The 20,278-nt window shown below is 72.7% G+C and carries 13 protein-coding genes; 6 read left to right on the top strand and 7 right to left on the bottom strand.

All coding sequences use genetic code 11. The annotated features are described in order from the left end of the window. The first annotated feature begins 92 nt into the window (after positions 1–92). Positions 93–2,993 carry an ATP-binding protein gene (locus DN051_RS33310; protein WP_112440381.1) on the top strand — a complete coding sequence of 967 codons (2,901 nt, stop codon included), beginning with the start codon at positions 93–95 and terminating at the stop codon, positions 2,991–2,993. Between the two features lie 47 nt (positions 2,994–3,040). On the opposite strand, the gene DN051_RS33305 is transcribed toward DN051_RS33310, so the two are convergent. The 7 genes from DN051_RS33305 to DN051_RS33275 form a co-directional block, all read right to left on the bottom strand. Continuing rightward, the gene (locus DN051_RS33305) at positions 3,041–4,555 is read right to left on the bottom strand and encodes a cation:proton antiporter (protein ID WP_112440379.1); all 1,515 of its coding nucleotides are present in this window, start codon (positions 4,553–4,555) and stop codon (positions 3,041–3,043) included. Further along, the gene (locus DN051_RS33300) at positions 4,542–6,362 is read right to left on the bottom strand and encodes an NAD(P)/FAD-dependent oxidoreductase (RefSeq protein ID WP_112440377.1); all 1,821 of its coding nucleotides are present in this window, start codon (positions 6,360–6,362) and stop codon (positions 4,542–4,544) included. Before DN051_RS33300 ends, DN051_RS33305 begins: the two co-directional genes overlap by 14 nt. A gap of 56 nt (positions 6,363–6,418) precedes the next feature. Beyond that, positions 6,419–7,207, bottom strand: coding sequence for a TauD/TfdA dioxygenase family protein (locus DN051_RS33295; RefSeq protein WP_112440375.1), 789 nt, complete (start codon positions 7,205–7,207; stop codon positions 6,419–6,421). Continuing rightward, positions 7,207–8,181 (bottom strand): L-tyrosine/L-tryptophan isonitrile synthase family protein, encoded by a 975-nt coding sequence (locus DN051_RS33290; protein WP_112440373.1) that lies wholly within the window; start codon positions 8,179–8,181, stop codon positions 7,207–7,209. Before DN051_RS33290 ends, DN051_RS33295 begins: the two co-directional genes overlap by 1 nt. Positions 8,182–8,667: 486 nt before the next feature. Further along, positions 8,668–11,859: an AfsR/SARP family transcriptional regulator gene (locus tag DN051_RS33285; protein WP_162625019.1), complete on the bottom strand. Its 3,192-nt coding sequence runs from the start codon at positions 11,857–11,859 to the stop codon at positions 8,668–8,670. A 468-nt stretch (positions 11,860–12,327) separates the two neighbouring features. Beyond that, positions 12,328–13,014 carry a hypothetical protein gene (locus DN051_RS33280; protein ID WP_112440369.1) on the bottom strand — a complete coding sequence of 229 codons (687 nt, stop codon included), beginning with the start codon at positions 13,012–13,014 and terminating at the stop codon, positions 12,328–12,330. 155 nt (positions 13,015–13,169) lie between these two features. Continuing rightward, positions 13,170–14,186, bottom strand: a complete 1,017-nt coding sequence (locus DN051_RS33275) for a LysR family transcriptional regulator (RefSeq protein WP_112440367.1) — start codon at positions 14,184–14,186, stop codon at positions 13,170–13,172. A 487-nt stretch (positions 14,187–14,673) separates the two neighbouring features. Here DN051_RS33275 and DN051_RS45225 point away from each other — a divergent pair, with 487 nt between their 5' ends. The 5 genes from DN051_RS45225 (at position 14,674) to DN051_RS33255 (ending at position 20,170) form a co-directional block, all read left to right on the top strand. Next, positions 14,674–15,912, top strand: a complete 1,239-nt coding sequence (locus DN051_RS45225; protein WP_162625018.1) for a styrene monooxygenase/indole monooxygenase family protein — start codon at positions 14,674–14,676, stop codon at positions 15,910–15,912. Positions 15,913–15,914: 2 nt separating this feature from the next. Next, complete coding sequence (locus DN051_RS33270; RefSeq protein ID WP_246041147.1) at positions 15,915–17,051, top strand: LLM class flavin-dependent oxidoreductase; 1,137 nt, start codon at positions 15,915–15,917, stop codon at positions 17,049–17,051. Further along, entirely contained in the window at positions 17,048–18,310 is a 1,263-nt protein-coding gene (locus tag DN051_RS33265; RefSeq protein WP_112440363.1) for a styrene monooxygenase/indole monooxygenase family protein, read from the top strand. Before DN051_RS33270 ends, DN051_RS33265 begins: the two co-directional genes overlap by 4 nt. A 45-nt stretch (positions 18,311–18,355) precedes the next feature. Then, complete coding sequence (locus DN051_RS33260; RefSeq protein ID WP_112440361.1) at positions 18,356–18,877, top strand: cupin domain-containing protein; 522 nt, start codon at positions 18,356–18,358, stop codon at positions 18,875–18,877. A 102-nt stretch (positions 18,878–18,979) separates the two neighbouring features. Next, positions 18,980–20,170, top strand: a complete 1,191-nt coding sequence (locus tag DN051_RS33255) for an MFS transporter (protein ID WP_112440359.1) — start codon at positions 18,980–18,982, stop codon at positions 20,168–20,170. The last annotated feature ends 108 nt before the right edge of the window (positions 20,171–20,278 follow it).

Here is a 20,278-nt window from a genome sequence, read left to right as displayed (position 1 = left end):
GTCCCCTGTCCGCATTTCGGCCACAGGCCGCCCCGCGCCGCGTAGCCTCGGCGCTGTCCTGCGAGAATCAATGACAGGAAGCGGTAGCGCACATGGCGCATGGGGCGCGGCAACCTATCATCGCGTCCCGGTCGTTGCTGGAACGCGACCGGGAACTCCAGGCCCTGGACACCGCGTTGGACGCGCTGCGGGGGTCCACCCACGGTGTGGCGCGGGTGCGCCAGGACGGACTGCTGGCCTTCACCGGCCCGCCGGGACTGGGCAAGACACGGCTCATGGCCGAGGCCCGGGAGCGAGCCGCGGCGCAGGGTTTCACCGTGCTCTCGGGCAGAGGCGGCGAGAAGGAGCAGGAACTCGCCTTCCACCTGGTGCGGCAACTCGTCCAGCCCGCCCTGGCGACGATGGACTGCCGTGAGTTCCTGGGCAGTTGGTACGACATCGTCGCGGGGGCGCTCGGCCTGGAGGCGAAGGACACCGGCCACGTACCGGACCCGACCGGGGTGCGGGACGGCCTGGACTGGGTGATGACCCGCCTGACGGTGCGGAAGGCACCGGTCGTGCTGCTCCTGGACGACCTGCACTGGGCCGACGCCGAGTCGCTCGGCTGGCTGACCGCCTTCGCGCCGCGGGTCGAGGTCCTGCCGCTGCTGATCGTCGCCGCCTACCGGCCGGACGAACTGCCGCCCGACGCAGCGCCGTTGCGCGCCCTCGTCACGCGCGACGGCAACCGGCCCTACTCGCTCGCACCGCTCACCGCCGCCGGGGTGGCGCGAATCGTACGGCAGGAGGTGGGGGCCGAAGCCCGGGACGAGTTCTGCGACGAGTGCTGGTCGGTCACCGGCGGCAGTCCGTTCGAGGCGGTGGAACTGGCCATCAGGCTCGGCGAGCGCAATCTGACGGGTGTACCGGACGAACTGCCCGCGATGCGGGACCTCGCCACGGCCGTCAAGGGCCCCGGGATCATCGAGCGGCTCGAACGGCTGGGCACCAGCACCGTGCGCTTCGCGCACGCCGCGTCCGTCCTGGGTGCGCCGTTCGCGCCGGAGCTCGCCGCAGCCATCGCGGTGGTCGGCGACAAGGAGGCCGCCGAGGCGACCGAGCGGCTGCGCGCCGCCCGTATCCTGGCCGACGGACGCGGGCCCGGAGGCGGCCTCGAGTTCGTCCATCCGCTGATCGCCACGACGATCTACCGGTCGATCCGGCCGCCGCTGCGGGTCGGTCTGCACAACGCCGCCGCGGAGGCGGTACGGGCGGCCGGATTCGGACCCGCTGCCGCCGCCCGGCACCTGCTGGAGGTTCCCTGCGAGGCCAACCGGGAAGCGGTCGCCTGTCTGCGGGAAGCGGCCCGCGAGTATCTGCGCGCCGGCGCCCCGGAGGCGGCACGGCGCCTGCTGGCCCGCGCGTTGCAGGAACCGCCGGACCGGGAGGAGCGCGCCGCCCTCCTGCACGAACTCGCCGGCTCCACCTTCCTGATCGAGCCGACGGCCACGGTCAGCCATCTCCGGGAGGCGCTGGCGGAGCCCGACGTCGACCCGGACCTGCGCGCGTCCATCGTCTACCGCCTGACCCAGGCGCTGGCCCACACGGACCGGATGGCCGAGGCGGCGACCGTGGCCTCCGACGAGGCCCGCCGGGCCGCCGGGCCGCGCGTCCGGCTGCGGATGCAGGCCGATCACTTCGTGTGGAGCATGTTCCGCGCCGACGAGCCCGACTCGCCCGCCCGCTCGCGGCGGCTGGCGCGGCTCGCGGAGCGGCTGCCCGGCCGCGGCCTGGAGGAGCGCTACATCCTGGGACTGCGGGCCTGGGACGCCCTGGTGCGCGGCGAACCGCGGCAGACCGTCCTGGCGTACGCCGAGGACGCCCTCGACGGCGGGATGAGCTGGACCGAGGAGAACCGCGGCTTCGAGGTGCCCGTCTCCGTCGCCCTGGCCTTCATGTACTGCGATCAGCCGCGACGGGCGGAGGAGCTGTTCACCAGGGGCATGGCCGAGTGCGAGGGCAAGGGCTGGCGCGGCTCCCATCTGGCGGTCGGCCAGACCCTGTTCGGCTACATCCGCTACCGCCGGGGCAGTCTGGCCGACGCCGAGAACTGGGTGCGCGAAGGGCTGCGCACCGCGGAGCGGGTGGAGGGCGCGGTTCCCGCCCAGTGGTTCGCCGTCGGCATCCTCATCCAGACCCTGCTCGCCCGCGGCCGGTCCGGCGACGCGCGTCGGCTCGCGGACTCGTACCGCTACGGCGAGGTCGTCCCGAACGCCGTCATCTACCCCGATCCGCGCACGGTGTACGCCGAACTGCTGCTGGCCGAGGGACGGCGGGCCGAGGCGGAGCGGCTGCTGTCCGCCGTCGGGGACCGGCTGGAGGCGCGGGGCTGGCGCAATCCCGCCTGGTGCCCGTGGCAGTTGAATCTGTCGTCGGCGCTCGCCCGGCGGGCGCCGCACCGTGCGGCCGGGCTCGCCCGGGAGGCGGTCGAGCGGGCCCGGGACTTCGGTGCGGCCTCCGTCATCGGCCAGGCGCTGCACACCGAGGCGGACGTGACCGGCGGCCCCGCGGCCCTGGATCTGTACGCGGAGGCCGTCGAGCATCTGCAACGGTCACCGGCCGCCTACGAACTGGCCCGCGCCCAGGTCGCCCACGGGGCCGCGCTGGCCCGCGGCGGCCGGCTCCAGGAAGCCGCCAACCGGTTGTACCAGGGTCTGGAGGGGGCCGTGCACTGCGGTGCCGAGGCCCTCGCCGGGCAGGCCCGGGGGGAGCTGTCCGCGGCCGGACTGCGCCCGCTGCCCCTGCGCTACGGCCAGACGGACGCGCTCACCGTGCCCGAGCACAGGGCGGCCGAGTTGACGGCTGTGGGGCACCCGGTGACCGTGGTGGCGAAGGAACTGCACCTCACCGAGCACGGGGTGACGCAGCTGCTCTCCTCCGTCTACCGCAAGGTCGGTACCGACGCCGCCGGTCTGGCCCGCGCGCTGGAGGACGTCTCCCGCCCCGGCGAATGACCGGAGCGGCGGGGCCGGTGCCCGGGCGGGCCGGACCACCGACCCGTTCAGCCCGGTCTCCGGCGCCGGATGAGCCACAGTCCGGGGCCGGTCATCGCGGTGGTGACGAGGGTGACCAGGACCAGTACGGCGAACAGGTGGGTGTCGAGCAGCCCCGCCTCGTGGCCGATGCCGAGGACGACCAGTTCCGTCAGGCCCCGGGTGTTCATCAGCACGCCCAGCACCAGCGCGTCGGTGCGCTCCAGACCGGAGGTCAGGCCGGCCAGGCCCGCGCCGACGACCTTGGAGAGGGTGGCCGCGGCCAGCACCGCCCCGAACAGGGTCGCGCTGGAGGCGTCGAAGGGGAGCCGGGACAGGTCGAGGGAGAGCCCGAAGCCCAGGAAGAAGAACGGCAGCAGCAGATGCGCGAGCGTGGCCACGGCCGAGTCCGGCTCACCGCCGGGGCGGCGCGAGCGCGGCCAGGCGAGCCCGAAGAGGAACGCGCCGATCAGCTGGTGCACACCCAGCAGTGCGGTCAGTCCGGCCGAGGCCGCGGTCCCGGCCACGCACAGGGTCAGCACCGCGGCCCGGGACCGGCCCGCCGGTCCGTCCAGCACCTTGGCGAGCACCACCCGCACCGGGCCCAGCAGGACCACGGCCGTGAGCACGGCGAGCAGCAGCGTCCGCCACTGCGCTCCGGGCCCACGGCCCTCGGCCAGGGCGAGCGCGGCGGTCAGGACGACCCAGCAGGCCCCGTCGCCCACGGCCGCCGCGCAGAGGCTGAGCCGTCCGGTGCGGCTGCCCAGCATGCCGACGTCGGAGAGGATGCGGGCCAGCACGGGGAACGCCGTCACGCTGAGCGCGCAGCCGAGGAACAGGCCGAAGGCGACCGGGTCGGCCGCGTCGCCCGCGTGCCCCTGGTGGAGCCACAGGCCGAGCCCGGTTCCGGCGGCGAACGGCACCAGCAGCGAGGCCAGGGTGACCAGCGTCGAACCGTGCAGATCACGGGCGCGGCGGGCGCCGCCCAGTTCCTGCCCGACTCCGAACATGAACAGGACCAGGCCGAGTTGGGCGAGTGCGTCGAGTCCGGTGACCACCCTGGGCGGGAAGATCCACGCGGAGACGTCCGGGGCCAGCCGCCCGAGGAGCGAGGGTCCGAGCGCCAGTCCCGCGCAGATCTCACCCATGACACGGGGCTGTCCGAGCCGGACCGCGAGCAGGCCCGCGCCGCGTGCCACCACCAGCACGGCGGCGCAGGCGAGCAGGAGGACGGCGGTGGTGTGTCCCTCCTCGGCCCGTCCCGCGCCGCCCCGGCCCGACGGCGCCAGGATCAGCAGCGCCGCCGCGACCGCGGCGGGCAGGACGGCGAGCACCCCGTATCCGAGGAGCTGCCGGCGCCCGGGGATCCGCGCCGTGCCGCGAGGGCCGGCGGGACCGGACCCGACCGCGGCTCCGTGTTCCGGGCCGCGGTCGCCGGGGCCGCTGCCGTCGGCCGGCCCGGCCGCGGCATCCGTACCCGCCGCGCCCGCCGTGCCCGCCGGGTGGAGGGCGTCCGCGGCGCCCGGCCCGTCAGCCAGTGGCATGCCCGTCCCCGCTCCCGGCGGGCGTGTCCGGGGTGGCTGCCGTACCGCTGAGCTCCAGCATCCCGGCCTGGAGCAGACGCTGGACGAGCCTTTGCTGACCCGGGTGCAGACAGCGCACGAGGTCGCTCCAGAGCACGGGGCCGTCCTTCAGCGACTCCCACAGTTCCGCCCCGCCGTCCCGGTCGGCCACGGCGCGCACGGCCACCCCGTCGGGGTCGTCCCGGAAGTGGAAGCGCTGGACCGGCACGGTGGCGCCCATCGACGGCGGGACGAGGTCCGCGTGGCGCGTCGGGTCGGTCCAGTACGTCGCCGCGGCCCGCCGGGCCTCCACCGGCATCAGTGACGGGTCGGGCGGAATCGCGGCCTTGAAGCCGGGGATGTCCAGTCCGGGGCCCTCGGTGACGGTCACGCCCGGGGCCGGTGAGACCTTGGTGTCGGCGGTGAGGACCAGCCGGTTCGCGCGGGCGTAGGCCGCCATGTAGGGGCCGGCCGGGTCCAGGCCGGTCATTCCCTCACCGTCCGTCATGAGTTGCAGTAGGTCGGGGGTGAAGGCCGTGTTGAGCAAGGCGTGGAACGTCCGCTCGTGGTCGAGTTCGACGCCCTCCCTGCGGCCCCTGGTGTTCCAGTACACGCTGTCGGGGTTGTCGCTGCCGATGGCGTGGTACCACTGGTCGATGGAGAGCGCGAAGGTCGACGCCATGCCGTGCCACTCGGTGTCGTAGTCCCGCCACAGCTCTCGCTGCTCCGGCTCGCTCAGCTCTCCCGAGGCCGTGCGGACGAGCACGGTGGCGACGGCGACCGCCTGGTTGGTGGCGAAGGCGACACCGGAGGAGAACAGCGGGTCCACGAAGTAGGAGGCGTCGCCGAGCAGCAGCCACCGTCCGTCGTAGTCGCAGAACCGGTCGTTGATCATCGAGTAGTTGGTGGCCGTCAGCATCTTGTCGCCGACCGGCCGCACGTCTTCTATGAGGTCCCGCAGCCTCGGCACCCGCTGGACCGTGCGCAGGAACACCTCGGGGTCGGTGAAGTCGGTGCCCGGCCGTTTCAGGACGGACGGATCGGTGACGATGCCGATCGAGTGCGTCAGCTTGCGCTCACCGTCGATGATCTTCGGTACGGGGATGTACCAGCACCAGCCGTCCCGGAAGGCGAAGCACCCGATCGGCGACATGTTCCGCTCGCGGAAGATGTTCCAGTCGCCGTCGAGTGTCTGCGCCAGGCGACCGCCCAGGTAGTGCTGCCAGATCGCGATGTTGCGGTAGCCCGACAGCCACTCCCGCTTCTTGCCCGTCACGATGCTGTTGCGCCGCCCGGAAGCGTCGACGAACCAGCGTGCGCGCACGGTCCGGCCGTCCTTCAGGACGACTTCCCGCCCCCGGCCGTCCTCGGTGAGGGCGCAGCCGGCCACCGCCACCCCCTCGAACACGTCGGCGCCGACGTCGGCCGCGTGGTCGAGCAGGACCTTGTCGAACTCGGCGCGGTCGACGTGCATCGCCCAGCGGTGCACGCCGTCCCGAACGGTGTTGTCGTGGTCGAAGTAGGCGACGTGCGGGCCCGTGTCGCTCCACTGGAAGATCCCGCCGAACTTCTTCACCCAGCACTTGCCGGCCAGCACCTTCTCCAGCGCGCCGCTCTCCTCCAGTACCGGGATGAGCGGGTGCGCCATCGACTCGCCGATGTGCTCGCGCGGGAACTCCTCCTTCTCCAGTACGGCCACGCTCAGGCCGCCGCGTCGGGCGAGCAGCGCCGCGAGGGTGGAGCCGCCCGGCCCGCCGCCCATGATCACCACGTCGTAGTACGGTCGCATCTGTCCTCCTCGGTCCCCGCGCCGTCCGCGCGAGGAGGTCGTCTCCGGCCGGGTCGTCACAGCACGTGCACGCGCCGCAGATGCCGGGCGGCGCTGCCCGTGAAGGCGGTGCGGCCGTGCAGCAGGGCGTGGTTGTCGGTGAAGGCGTAGTCACCGTCGTGCCACTCGTGCCGGTACATCGCGTCCGGCGCGTACAGCCGCTCCTCGATGTCCTGGACGAACTCGTCCTGCCCCAGTTCGGCGGGCAGTCCGTCGACGTCCAGGAAGAGCGGGCTGACGAACCGTTCCGGATCGAGCGGTTCGGCGTAGCGGACGACCGGGGCTCCGGTGTGCGGGTGCTCCTGGACCAGCGGGGCGGTGATGTGACCGCCGTAGTGCGCGGTCTTCTCCTTGCGGTAGGTGACGCGCACCCGCTCCCAGACGCGCCGGGTGGCTTCCGGCAGCGCGGTCAGGACGCGTTCGGTGTCGCAGAAGAAGGTGCGGCCGCCGGCCGACGGTGCCCGTACGCACTGGAAGATCTGGTGCGAGGGCACCTGTTCGGCGAAGGCGCCGTCCCAGTGGTAGGGCACATGTCCCTGGGTGAACACGTAGTCCTTGGGGTCGTCGTGCACCTCCAGATCGAGGATCTCGCCGAAGTTCCAGCTCAGCAGCGAGCCCCAGCCGCGTGCGTAGGCGGTCAGCCCGTCCCGTTCGACGGGGCGGAAGCCGCGCAGCACCACGACGCGGTGCGCCCGCACGAGCGACCGGGCCTCCTCGACCGGCACCGAATCCAGCGCGGCGCCCGGTTCCCCGGGCTCGACGAGCGCGCCGAAGGGCTTGAGCGGGGTGACGGAGTACGAGGGCATCACACGGCCTCCTCGACGAGCAGCGGGCTCCGCGAGGTCATGACGTGCGGAGCGATGAAGTGACTGGGTCGGTTCCGGCGCCGGACGAGGGTCGCGCCGAGTTGCTCGGCTTCGTGCCGCTTGACCAGGCGGATCCCCTCACCGTCGTCGAGGGCGACGCCGTGCCAGGGGGTGAGCCAGTTGTCCCGGGTGCGCATCATGTGGATGCCGATCTTGTGGGAGTGGCTGTCCTGCGGATGGATCGACAGGCGCAGCGCCTCCGGGAAGTACTCCTCGACCAGGCTGCTCCAGGCGTCGCTGCGCTGGATCACCTGGTAGGCCCGGGACTTGGTCTTTTCGCGGACGCTGTTGCGGCTGCGGCCCTCGCTGCGGACCAGCTGGTCCTCGAAGAGGAAGCGGTGGATGCCGGAGAACAGGGACCGGGCGGCGGCGTCCTCCACGACCCGGGCCCGGATGTCCGCCACGGGCTGGGCGTAGCGCCCGGTCAGCCGGGCCCGCTGCTCGTCGTGGCCGCCGCTGTGGAAGGCGTCGCCGAGTCCGTAGGTGTTGATGGCGTCCGCGCCGATCGCCCGGAGCAGCAGCTCCAGTTCGGTGCGGTAGTCCGTCACGTCCTGGTCGGCCACGCCCACGAGGTCGGCGAAGACGTGTCCGTCGGAGCAGACCGTGATGCGCGCTCCCGGCTCGTAGTAGTGGCGGACGTAGTCGCAGAACGACTGGAGAAACTCCAGCGACAGCCGCTCGGCCAGGTCGGGCAGTGGCCCGAGCACCTTGTTCCGGTTGGCGGACTTGGCCGGGAAGGCCGGCAGCACGAAGTGCAGTGGCACGCCCCGCGCCATGAAGTGCTCGACCTTCGGCCGATGCTGTGCGAAGCACCGCTCGCACGGCTTGCCGTTGCACAGGTCGGCGGGGCCGCCCGAGGTACGTCGGGAGGCGAAGAGCAGGCGGAGTATCTGGTCCGCCGGCGAGTCGGACATCGTTCTCCTCTGTTTCTCTCGGTGAGTGCCCGGCCTTTCGTGCGGCTCGCACGGAGCGGAGGCCGAGGGGTGGCGGCGCCTGCGCTCGGGGAATGACGTCGGCGTGTGTCGGGCGACGGTCGCCACGTGGAGCACGCCGTGTCCGGCCGACCGCCGTCGGCGGCGGGCGGGCCCGGTGAAGGACGGTGAGGGCTACGCCCGCCGGGACTTGACGGCTCATCAGCTGGTGCGTCGGCTCCATGGGCCGCGGATTCCCACGTCGGCTGCGTGTCGCTGAAAGTTCCTGACGGCTAGAAATGATTCGGGACGGCCCGAGTTCAGGGCAAGACTCTTCCAGAAGCCTGTCACAATCCCTGCAGATCACGCTCTGACCTGCGAAAACATCGAACACATCGTACGGACACCGAAACGACAGCGTCCGCTCGTAGCATTTCTCCGGGCCGTCGGAATTTCATCGCCGAAGTCGGCTGAATTCACGCCGGACGCTCACAGGACAAAGGGGTAATGGGGTCGGGTGTTCTCCGCGAACGCGCGGGCCGCGAGCGGCGAACCCGTGCTCGCCACCGCGGCCGCCGCCCGCGCGCGCAGGGCGGACACGACGACGGGATCACCGTCCCGCTGCGCGATCACCCCGGCCTGGGCGTACAGACAACGCGCGTAGCGCACCGGTGTTCCGAGGTCCCGGTACAGGCGGGCCGACCGGTCCAGCAGCACCTCGGCCTCCCGCGGCCTCGCACTGTGCCCGTGGGCGGCCGACAGACCGAACAGGCCGAGCGCTTCGAGCAGCGGATCGCCCACCTCGCGCGCCGACTCCACGCAGACGTCGAGCAGTCGCTCGGCCGCCGTGGGCTCCCCTCGTTCGAGGGCGACGATCCCCAGCCCGAAGTGCGCGTAGCCGCTGCCGACGACATCGCCGATGGCGTCCGTCAGCTCCCGCGCCGTCAGGTACTCCGTCTCCGCCTCGTCCAGCCGGCGCCGGGCCCGGAGGAGATCGGCGAGGGCCAGCCTCACCTGTCCGGCGCCACGCCCGTGGAAGCGGCACGTGAGGTCCTCGGCCTCCTTCAGATGGGGCTCGGCGCCGTCCAGGTCGTGCAGTTCGAGGAGGGTCAGGCCCAGTTGGCGCTGCACCTGCACCTGGGCCTGGAGGTCACCGGCGGCCCGCAGGGCGGGCAGGCAGCCCCGCCAGCGCTCCAGCGCCTGTTCGTAGCGGCCGAGCAGCCGGTCCACGTATCCCGAGCGACGCAGCGCGAGTGCCGCACCGTACTCGTCGCCGACGTCGAGGAACGTCCGGTGGGCCTCCTCCAGGCAGGCGCGGGCCTCGGCGTGGTGCCGCTTGGTGAGGTGCAGATCGCCCAGCCCCAGCAGCAGGGCCGCCCGGCCCCGGCCGCTGCCGCTCTCCCGCACGGCCCGCAGCGCCCACCGGTGGGTCGTCAGCCATTCGTCGTGGTGCCCGCGCGTGCTGAACAGACAGCGGCACACCGCGGCCAGGTCCCAGGCGAGTCCGTCGAGTCCGTACTCCGCGGCCCGTTTGACCAGCGCGGTGATGGTGAGCCGCTCCGACTCGTACCAGTCCAGCGAAGCCGCCCGCTCGTCCCGCGTGAGCTCACGGGCCCTGCGTGCCGTGTCGGGGCGCGGCACGGTGCTGCGCACGACGGTGTAGTCGCCGCCGCAGACCGTGCGATGCGCCAGGTCCGCGCGGGCCAGCGCGGCGCGAGCCGTACGGGAGACCGCCTCCCGGAGTTCGGGGTGCGCGTCGGTCCCGGCGGCCCGCTCCAGTCCGAACAGCCGCAGCAGGTCGTGGATCCGGTAGCGCAGCTGGCCCGCCCGGTCCGTGCCCACGACCTCGACCAGACGCGCGTCGACCAGTTCCTCGATCAGCTTCTCCGTCTCGTGCGCGTCCAGACCAACCAGCGGCGAGGCCGGCCAGTCGGAGAAGTCGGGTACGGGCAGCAGGGCGAGCCTTCGCAGCAGCGTGCGGGCGTCGGCGCTGATGCCCTGGTAGGACAGCGCGAACGTGGTGCGTACGGCCAGGCTGTCGTGCTCCAGCTCGTCCAGCCTGCGCTGCTCGTCGGCCAGGCGCGCGGCGACCCGCTCCAGGGTCCAGTGGGGTTTGGCCGCCAGCTTCGCCGCCACGATGCTCACCGCGAGCGGCAGCCAACCGCAGTAGTCCACGAGTCGCCGGGCCGCTTCCGGTTCCGCGGTGGGCCGTTCCGGCCCGGCGACCCGGCGCAGCAGTTCCAGCGCGTGCTCGCGGGAGAGGATGCCCAGCTCCACCACGTGGGTGGCGAAGGACGAGGCGACCCGGGAACGGCCGGTCACGATCACCGCGCAGCTTCCCGTGCCGGGCAGCAGCGGCCGGATCTGGGCGGCGTCGGCGGCGTTGTCGAGGACGACCAGGATCCGTTGGTCCGCGAGCAGCGCCCGGTACTTCTCCGACCGCTGGTCCAGCCCCTCGGGCAGGACCGACCCCGCGGTGCTCAGCTCGGCCAGCAGCCGCGCCAGCGCCTCCTCGGGCGCGACCGGGTCGTCGTCCATTCCGCGCAGGTTGATGTACAGCTGCCCGTCGGGGAACTGCGGTCGCAGGGCGTGCGCGACATGTACGGCGAGGGCGGTCTTCCCGGTTCCGCCGGCGCCCACCACCTCCACGAGCGGGACCTGCCCGCGGGAGGGCGCGAGCCTCTCCACCAGGGTGGCGATCTCGCGTTCGCGGCCGACGAAGTCGTCGATGTCGCTGGGGAGGAGACAGGGGCCGGCCGACAGGGCGGGGCCCGGCCGGCCCGGGGTCGGCCGGTCGGTGGCCGGCCGGTCGACCCCGAGGGCCTCGCGGGGTACGACGGCCTCGGCGTGCGGGGCGGCGGGGCCGCCGACGGGTGCCGGGGGCGGTCCGGCGGGCAGCCGGAGCTCGGTCGCCGAAGGCTCCGCCGGGACAGCCCCGCGCAGAATCTCCTGGTGCAGTCGTTGCAGTTCGGGTCCCGGTGTCACGGCGAGTTCCCGGTCGAGCATCCGGGAGGTCTCCCGGAACAGGCGCAGCGCGTCGGCCTGCCGGCCGGACAGGTACAACGCGGTCATCAGCTGGGCCCTGGGACGTTCGAAGAAGGGGTTCTGCTGCACGAAAGCGGTGAGTTCGCCGATGAGCGGTTCGTATCGGCCGAGTTCCAGTTGCAGTTCGGCCCACTTGACGCGCAACGTGACCCGCTCCTCCTCCCAGGCGCTCACCTCCGCCTGCCAGGCCTGCCGGGTCAGCCCCGCCAGCAGTGGTCCGCGCCACTGGGACAGCGCCTCCTCGAGGAGGGCGACTGCCCGGCCGCGATCCCCCGCCGCCACGCACCGCTCCGCCTCGGCACGCAGAGTGTGGACCAGGTGGGTGTCCAGTTCGACGCCCCGGGTGGTGAGGAGGTAGCCGGGCGGCTCGGTGGTGATCAGTTCATGGCTCAGGCCGAGTCGGGAGAAGCGTCCGCGCAGTTTCGAGATGCACACGGCGATCTGATTGGCCGGATCGGCGGGCTGCCGTTCCTCCCAGACGCACTGCGCCAGATGCTCCACGGAGACCACTCGGTTCGCCCGCACCAGCAGCATGCCCAGCGTGCTTTGCAGCCGCGGCGCGGTCAGTTGCACCCGCCGACCGCCCATCCATATCTCCAGCGGTCCCAGTAAACGGAACTGGAGCGGCTCGCGCATTGACATCATTTCCCCCTTGTCGGTGTGTCCGCCCGTCCCCCGACGGGCGGCCGCACACGTCGCGTTGCCACGATGCGGCGGGCACCGCGATGATTTCCTTTCGACGCTTCGGTCAAAGCGCCGGCCAGGACACTTTCGGCGGCTCCTTCACGTCGCTACGGCCACGGCCGGGGCGTGCCCGGCGCCGGAAGTTCGCGGAATTCTCGAATTTCCGGGCAGGCCGGGACGCTCCGGCGTGCATTTCATTGATCCCGAGTTCCGCCACGGCCGACCGCTGTGGATCAGCGACTCGCGGGAAGTCCGGTACAGGGAGCGCGATTTCAGCAATTCGCCCCGCACGCGTGATGCCGGTCCTCGGTCCGGCACCGCGGACCATGGGCGACGGGCCGCGCGGCTCGGACCTCCGGCCGCTCCGCGGCGCCTTCGGTCCGCCCGTGCGGACCACGCCGACGGCCTCGGGCAGTGGTGTTACCGGAGCACGGCGGCGGCGGGCGCCGGCGGCCCCCGAGTGGTCAGGGCGCGGGGCACCGCCAGCCGCCACGGCACACGCTCCGAGCGTGCCCCTGGGGCGGGCGGACGGGGCCGGGACTTCGGCACGGGCGGCCGTCGGAGCAGCCGCAGGGGCGCCGCGAGCCGCGCGGCGAGGGCCCGCAGGACGCGGAATGCGGCCCCCTCCCCCAGCGCGAGCCACAGACCGCACAGCAGAGCGGCCAGCAGATGGACCGCGAGCATGCCGAGCGTGCCCGGGAGGAAGGAGGCGTCGATGCCATGAGCCGGGGAGCCGGGCGCGGTGTGCAGTCCGTGGCCCGACGGCTCCAGCCCTCGTGCGGTGTGACCGGCCCCGCTGTGGGACATCGATGCCGCTCGGCCCGCGGTGCCGGGCTCCGGTCCGGGCATCGTCGCCGCGTGCGTCAGCATGAACAGTCCGTGCAGCCCGGCCTGGGTCGCCACGGCGAACACGGCCACCACCACGCGTCGGCACTCCCGACCGGCCAGGGACCAGGTCGTCCCCGCCACCGCGGTGCCCGCGCCGAGCAGCAGCCACCAGGACGGTCCGTGGCCCGACATCAGGACGTGGCCCAGTGCCGCGGAGATCACGCACACGGCCGCGAAGACCACGGCGCGCAGCACGCGAAAGCCCCGTCCAGCAGTCATGGTGAACTCATCCTGGCATGCCTGTTCGAGTGGTTACCATCGGTTTTCAACCATTGTGGGGGTGTCCTTCGGCCGGAACGCGCCCTGCGAACGAGGGCGCGCGGGCCCACGGAACACCGCTTCCCGTTCCGTCCGGCCGGGCGGCACCGCGCCGCTCAGCGCGTCGGCAGCGGGACCGCGTCCGGTGCGCTCGGCTTCCGTCCCGCCCCGGACGGCACCGTCGGCTCGTCGGGCCCCTGGATGGTTCCCGCCGGCAGCCGGCCCTGGTCGCGCAGGCGGCGGCAGAGGTCCGCCAGGGCGGTGATGTTGGGGTTCTCCCGCGCCGGCTCGGGCCAGACCAGGCCGAAGGTGCACGGTGCCAGGTCGGCGACGGGGCGGTAGCGGATGTCGGGGCGGGGGAACAACTCGGCGGCCACGGCGGGCAGGAAGGCGATGGCCCCGTCGAAGGAGGCGGCGGACAGCAGGGACTCGACCCGCGTGACGTGGTGGCCGGTGTAGCGCACGCGGGTGCCGTCGGGGCGGGGATCCATGGCCCAGAACCGTCGTTCGACGGCGGAGATCTCCGGCGCCAGTCCCACCATGGGGCGGTCGGCGAGATCCGCGAGGCGCAGGGCCGGCCGCCGCGCGAGCGGGTCGGAGGCGGCGAGGCACACCACGCGCGGCTCGGTGGTCAGCGGCTCGGCGTGAAAGCCTGCGGGCACCGGTCCGTAGACGAACGCCGCGTCGATCCGCCCCACCGCCAGGGCCGTCGCCTGCTCGACCAGATCGAGCACCTCGAGGTCGACCTCCAGACCGCGGTGCAGGGTGGTGAGGGTGGCGATCACCCGGCGGGTGGCGGTGAGGGTGGCGGCGCAGTCGGTGAGCCCGATGCGCAGCACCAGCCCGTCGTCGCCGGCCGAGGAGTGCCGTGCGGCGTCCCGCAGTTCGTCCGCGGCTCCCACCACGTTCCGTACCAGCGGCAGGAGAGCCCGGCCCAGCGGGGTCAGTTGCACCTTGCGGCTGGTGCGGGTGAACAACTGGACCCCCAGCCGCCGCTCCAGTGTGCCGATCTGCTGGCTGAGGGCGGACTGAGTGAGGTACAGCCGTGTGGCGGCACGGCCGAAATGCAGTTCCTCGGCCAGCGCCAGCAGTGATCGCAGTTGATGAACGGCTGGATCTTCCGCGCCGACCATCCCCCGTGCCTCCCGTCGATACCGTGCCGACCCGATCCATCAAGGATCCTAATCGATGGGCGATTGCGCAAACCCTTCGCTACGGGAGAAGCTTGCGCCACTCAGGCCCACTCGCGGGGGATTCCGGCACGGGGTCGCGACATTGGCCGAAAACCGATCCGACACTTCTTCACCCTGTCCTGAATCACTCGCACTTACCGAGCAGTCGGTCACCAGATCCGCCCAGTTGCGCGGAAGCGGTGGTCCGGGCGCGGCATGACGGGCGGTCATGGAAAGGAAAGCTGCGACGGCGAATGCCAGGTGGGGAGGTATATCCACCGAGAGCGGCATCGGAATTCCGACACCGAGAGACCGGTCGGCGAATTCCCGCCGGACCGCGGCGGCAATACCGCCGTGCCGACAGGTTCCGAAACGGCATGTTCCGTGCGACGCACTCCCCGGCAACGCGCCGGACGACACCCATTCCCGGCACAGGTGGAGCTACAGCATGAGTATCGGCATCGTGGGCACCGGGATCTCCGGCCTGCACCTGGCGCTCGGGCTCCGGCAGTCGGGCCTGGACGCCACCCTGTACTCGGCGCAGGGCCCGGACGACCTCCGCGGCGGTCCACCGCTGAACTTCGTCACCAGATTCGCCTCCACCCGGGCGAGGGAGAGGGAACTCGGGCTGTCCGCGTGGGAGTCGAGCGAGTTCGACAACCCCTGGATGCATGTGACCGTGGAGGCACCGGGCGGTCCGTCGTTCCGTGCGCGGCTGCCGGAGCCGGCCAGTTCCGTCGACTTCCGGATCTATCTCGCCGCGCTGCTGGAGGAATACCTGCGGCGCGGCGGGAACTGGATCCGCCGGCAGGTGGCCGGCCGAGGCGATCTGCTGCGGCTGGCCGAGCGGCACGAACTGGTCGTCGTGGCGGCCGGGCGGGGAGCCCTCACGGACACGTTCCCGCGCGACCCGGCCCGCTCGCCCCACGACCGGGCGCCCCGGCACCTGGTGGGTGGCCTGTTCCACGGTGTCCGGCCGCCGGACCCGCCCGGGATGACCATGCACATGGTGCCGGGCGCCGGTGAGATCCACGCCCCGACGTACCACTCCATGGACGGCCGGGTGACCGTGGTGCTCGTCGAGGCGGTGCCGGGCGGTCCGTTCGCCGAACTCACCGACCGCGACCAGCGGGAGGATCCCGACCGGTTCGCCAAGGAACTGCTCGGTCTGATCACCGCGTACGCGCCCACGCTGCGCGCCCGGATCGACGAGCGGGCGTTCGCCCTGACCCGGCCCGTGGACCTGCTGCGCGGCTCGGTGGTGCCGGTGGTCCGCCGGGGCTGGGCACGGCTGACGGACGACCGGTTCGCGCTGGCCGTGGGCGACGCCTGGATCACCAACGACCCGATCACCGCCCAGGGCGCCAACCTGGGCTCCGCGCTGGCCTTCCAGCTGGCCGACGAACTCCGCGGCACCCCGGGGCCTTACGACGAGACGTTCTGCCGCACCGTCTCGGAGCGGATGTGGGCGACCGCCCAGCCCGTCGTCGACTGGACGAACCTGTTCCTCGGCCCTCCCGCGCCCCAGCTGGGCACGCTGCTCGCCGCCGCCGCGGACGACCAGCGGGTGGCGGACGCCTTCGTCGCCCGGCTCGACCGACCGCACGCCATGTGGCGGTGCGTGCGCGGTCCCGACGGCACCGCCGAGTTCATCGAGGAGGCACGTGCGGTGAGGAGCACCCCTTGACTGTGCAGGTCGGCCTCATCTGGGACGCGGTCGGCAGTGTGGCGGCCGGGCGCGGACTGCTGGAGGCCGCGCGCGGGGCCGGCCTGGACACCTTCCTGGTCACCGACCACCTGATCGATGTCTTTCCCCGGCAGGCCTGGGACACCGACTTCAGTCACCTGGCCGCGGACATGCCCACGCCCGACCGCTGCCTCGACTTCGCGACCGTGCTCGGCAACCTCGCCCCGCTGGCCGGCCCGGTACGCCTCGCCGTCGGGGTCACCGACCCCCACCGCCGGCACCCCGCGGTACTGGCGCAGACCGCGCTGACCCTCGCCCAGCTCACCGAGCGCGCGCCGGTGCTCGGCCTCGGCGCGGGAGCACTGGAGAACCTGGTGCCCTACGGCGTGCCGCACGACGACCGGGTGGGCCGGGTGGAGGAAGCGCTCCGGGTGCTGCGGACGTTCTTCTCGGGTGAGGGCCCGCACGACTTCCGGGGGCGCCACTTCACCCTGGACCGCGCCGTCATGGGCCTGCCCGCGCCCGAGGGGCGGACGCCGCTGATCTGGCTGGGCGCCAACCAGGAGCGCATGCTGACGCTGGCCGGCCGCCACGCGGACGGATGGCTCCCCTCCGACCTGATGACCCCGGACGAGTACGCCCGGCGACTGGCCGTGGTGCGCACGGCCGCCGAACAGGCGGGCCGGGACCCCGGCGCCGTGCTTCCGGCAGCCGGTCTGCCGGTCGTGGTGGCGGAGACCGACGACGCCGCCCGGGACCTGCTGCGGGCCGCCCCGATCCGGTTCCTGGCGCTGCACGCGGGTGCCCGGGCCTGGCGCCGGCACGGCGCGCAGCATCCGTTCGGCGAGGACTACAAGGGCCTGACGGAGCTGCTGCCGCACCTGCTGACCCGAGCGGAGGTGGCACGGGCCCTGGCGGCGGTGCCCGACGAGGTGATCGCCGCCCAGGTCCTGGCCGGCAGCCGGGAGACCGTGCTGAAGAGGATCGGTGAACTGATCGACGCGGGTCTTCGGCACCCCGTGCTGATTCCCGCCTCCGCCCTGGCCTCACCGCAGGCCGCCCGGTTCACGGTGGAGTCCGTGGGCTGGCTCTCCGCCCGGCTGCGTTCGGGCTCCGACGTCGAGGAGGTGGCGGCATGAGCCGCGTGGGTGTCGTCGGGTCCGGGATCTCCGGACTGCAACTGGCGCTGCGTCTGCAACAGCTGGGGGTCGAGGCGACGGTGTACTCCGACGTCGGCCTCGACGGGCTCAAGGACGGGCGGCCCCGCAACTTCCCCGCCCGGTTCGGCCCCACCCAGCAGCGGGAACGTGAACTCGGCGTCTTCGACTGGGACTTCCCGGACGCGCAGGTGCACCACTGGGAGGTCAGCATGCACGCCGGCGGTCCACGGCCGCTGGAATTCCTCGCCGCGCTGCGGCCCCCGTCCAGCGTGGTGGACTTCCGTATCTACCTGCCGCACCTGCTGTCCGCCTTCGTCGATCGCGGCGGGGAACTAATGATCGGTGACCACGCGGTGGAGGACCTGGCTCCCCGGCACGACCTGCTGGTCGTCGCCAACGGCAACCGGATGGTCCGCCGGCTGTTCCCGGCCGATCCCGAGCGCTCGCCGTACTCGGCCCCTCAGCGCGTCCTGTGTGCCGGCTACTACTTCGGCATCGCCGAGGACGTGCCGCACTCCGTCGACATCCACTTCCTGCCCGGTGCGGGCGAGATCCTGAAGCTGCCGTTCGTGTCCCCGGCGGGACGGGTCGACGTCCTCGCCGTCGAGGCGATACCCGGCGGCCCGCTGGAGCCCGTCTGCCACCTCGACGCCCGGGCCGATCCGGCCGCCTTCCACCGCGCTCTGCTCGAGCTGGTCGCCACCCACACGCCCCGGCTGCGCGAGCGCATCGACACCGGCGAGTTCTCGCTGACGGCGCCCGGCGAACTGGCCCAGGGCGCCCTCACGCCGGTCGTCCGACGAGGCTGGGCCCGGCTGGACGACGGCACCTGCGCACTGGCCGTCGGGGACGCCTGGATCACCAACGATCCGCTCACCGCGCAGGGCGCCAACCTCGGTTCGCACACGGCGTTCGCGCTGGCCGACCTCGTCGCCGCCCACGACGGGCCGTTCGACGAGGAGTTCTGCCGCGGGGCCTCGGCCCGGCTGTGGGAGCACGCGCGCCACGTCGTGGAGTGGAGCAACGCCTTCCTGGGTGAACCACCCCCGCATGTGCGCGGGTTGTTCGCGCGGGCCGCCGCGGACCGGCGGGTCGCCGACGCGTTCGTCAGCGGCTTCGGCGACCCCGTCTCGATGTGGCGGACCCTGTCGACCCCCGACGGCGCCGCCGCATTCCTGGCCCGCTGCGAGCAGCAGCCCGTCCCGCCGGCGGATCCCGCTACGGCACCGCACGGCTGAACGCTCCCGGGCCGGACGCCTTCGCCCCCGACGCAAAGGAGCACGATGACCTTCCCGGACATGGCCCACGACGAGAAGGGCCGGCTGATCCCGGAGTCCGAGCAGACCGCGGTGTGGCTGCTCGGCGGCCTGGCGCAGATACGGGTGCCCGGCTCCGCCACCAGGGACAGCTTCACCGTCGTCCAGCACACCGGCGACCGCGGCTACAACACCCCGCTGCACGTCCACCACTACGAGGACGAGGTGTTCATCGTCCTGGACGGCACCCTGCGCATGGTCTGCGACGGCGAGGAGCAGATCGCGGAGGCCGGCAGCACCATGATCGTGCCCCGGACCCTGCCGCACGGCTTCGTGACCACCTCCGAGCGGGCCCGCTTCCTGACCATCCACTCGACACCGCAGCCGGACCGCCGGCCGCAGTTCGACCGGTTCCTGGCGGCGGAGCTGCCGCACGCCAAGGCGCTCACCCTGCCGACCGAGGACCTCCCCGGTCCCGACCTGGACCACCTCGTCGCGCTGGGTTCGTCCTACGCGTTCCGCTACGCGGGCCCCGCGCCCACCCCGTAGGGACCCGCCCCGGCCCCCGCGGTCCGGCCGGTCCTCCACGACCGCGCGTCGGGCCCTCCCCCGCGGCCGACCGAACATCCGCCCCGAACCAGAAGAGACAGCATGTCGTTGAAGCTCGTGTCCCTGATGCTGTGCGTGTTCGGCATCACCTCCGGCGAGTTCGTCATCGCCGGCATCCTCCCGGACGTCGCCGACGACCTCGACGTATCGATCCCCAGCGCCGGGCTCCTGGTCACCGCTTACGCCATCGGCATGATCGTCGGCGGTCCGGTGCTGACCGCGCTCACCGCCCGCTACCCGCGCAAGCCGCTGCTGGTGGCCCTGATGGTGATCGTGGTGGTGGGCAACCTCGCCTCCGCGCTGGCCCCGGTGTACTGGGTGCTGTTCCTGGCGCGGGTCGTGACCGCGCTGATCACCGCCACGTTCTTCGCCAACGCGGTCGTCATCGCCGTGTCCACGGCACCGGAGGGCAGACAGGCCTCCACGGTGTCCAAGCTGGCCTTCGGGATGAACCTGTCGATGATGCTCGGTGCACCGCTCGGCACCTTCATCGGCAACAACTTCGGCTGGCGGGCCACCTTCGGCGTCATCGCCGCCGTCTGTCTGGCCGGCCTGCTGATGGTGCTGCCGTTCGTGCCGGACGTGGCGAGCACGACCCCCGGGACCTCGGCCGTGACCGAACTGCGGGTCTTCCGCAGCCGGGAGGTCCGGCTGGCGATCGTCATCACCGGCGTCGCCAACATGGGCCTGCTGATGGTGTTCACCTATTTCGCGCCGCTGCTCACCGACGTCTCCGGGTTCGCCGACGGCGCGGTGGCGGTACTGCTGGTGGTGTACGGCGTCGGCGCGGCGGTCGGGAACTTCGTCGGCGGCTGGCTGTCCGACCGGGCCCTGATGCCGTCCCAGGTCGGCCTGCTGGGGCTGCTCACCGCGGCACTGCTGGCGGCCTGGGCGGTCAGCGACAGCACCGCCGCTGCGGCCGTGATGGTGTTCCTCATCGGCGCGCTCGGCTTCTCGGTGATCCCGGGCATGCAGACGCGGGTCCTGAACACCGCGAGTTCCGCGCCCACGTTGGCCATCGCGGTGAACGCCTCCGCGTACCAGGTGGCCGCCGCGCTGGCCGGCTGGCTGGGCGGCCTGGTCATCGACGGTCCGGGCCTGCGTCCGGTCTATCTCGCCGCCGCGGCCGTCACCGTCTGCGGGATTCTCGTGAGCTGCTACGCCTGGCACCGGGACCGGATCTCGGTCGCCGCCGCTTCCCGGCACAAGACCGAGGAGACCTCACCGGCCTGACACCGGACCCCCTCCCTCACCCTCAGCCGCACCCGACGACACCGACCGAACACCGCGATGATCCACGAGCCGGCCCGCCCCGGACCCGGGTGACCGGGGCGGGCGCCT

The organism is Streptomyces cadmiisoli (assembly GCF_003261055.1).
Classification (GTDB): Bacteria; Actinomycetota; Actinomycetes; order Streptomycetales; family Streptomycetaceae; genus Streptomyces; species Streptomyces cadmiisoli.
Note: the sequence above shows the minus strand (reverse complement) of the source record. Positions and strands in the feature narration are given on the sequence as shown.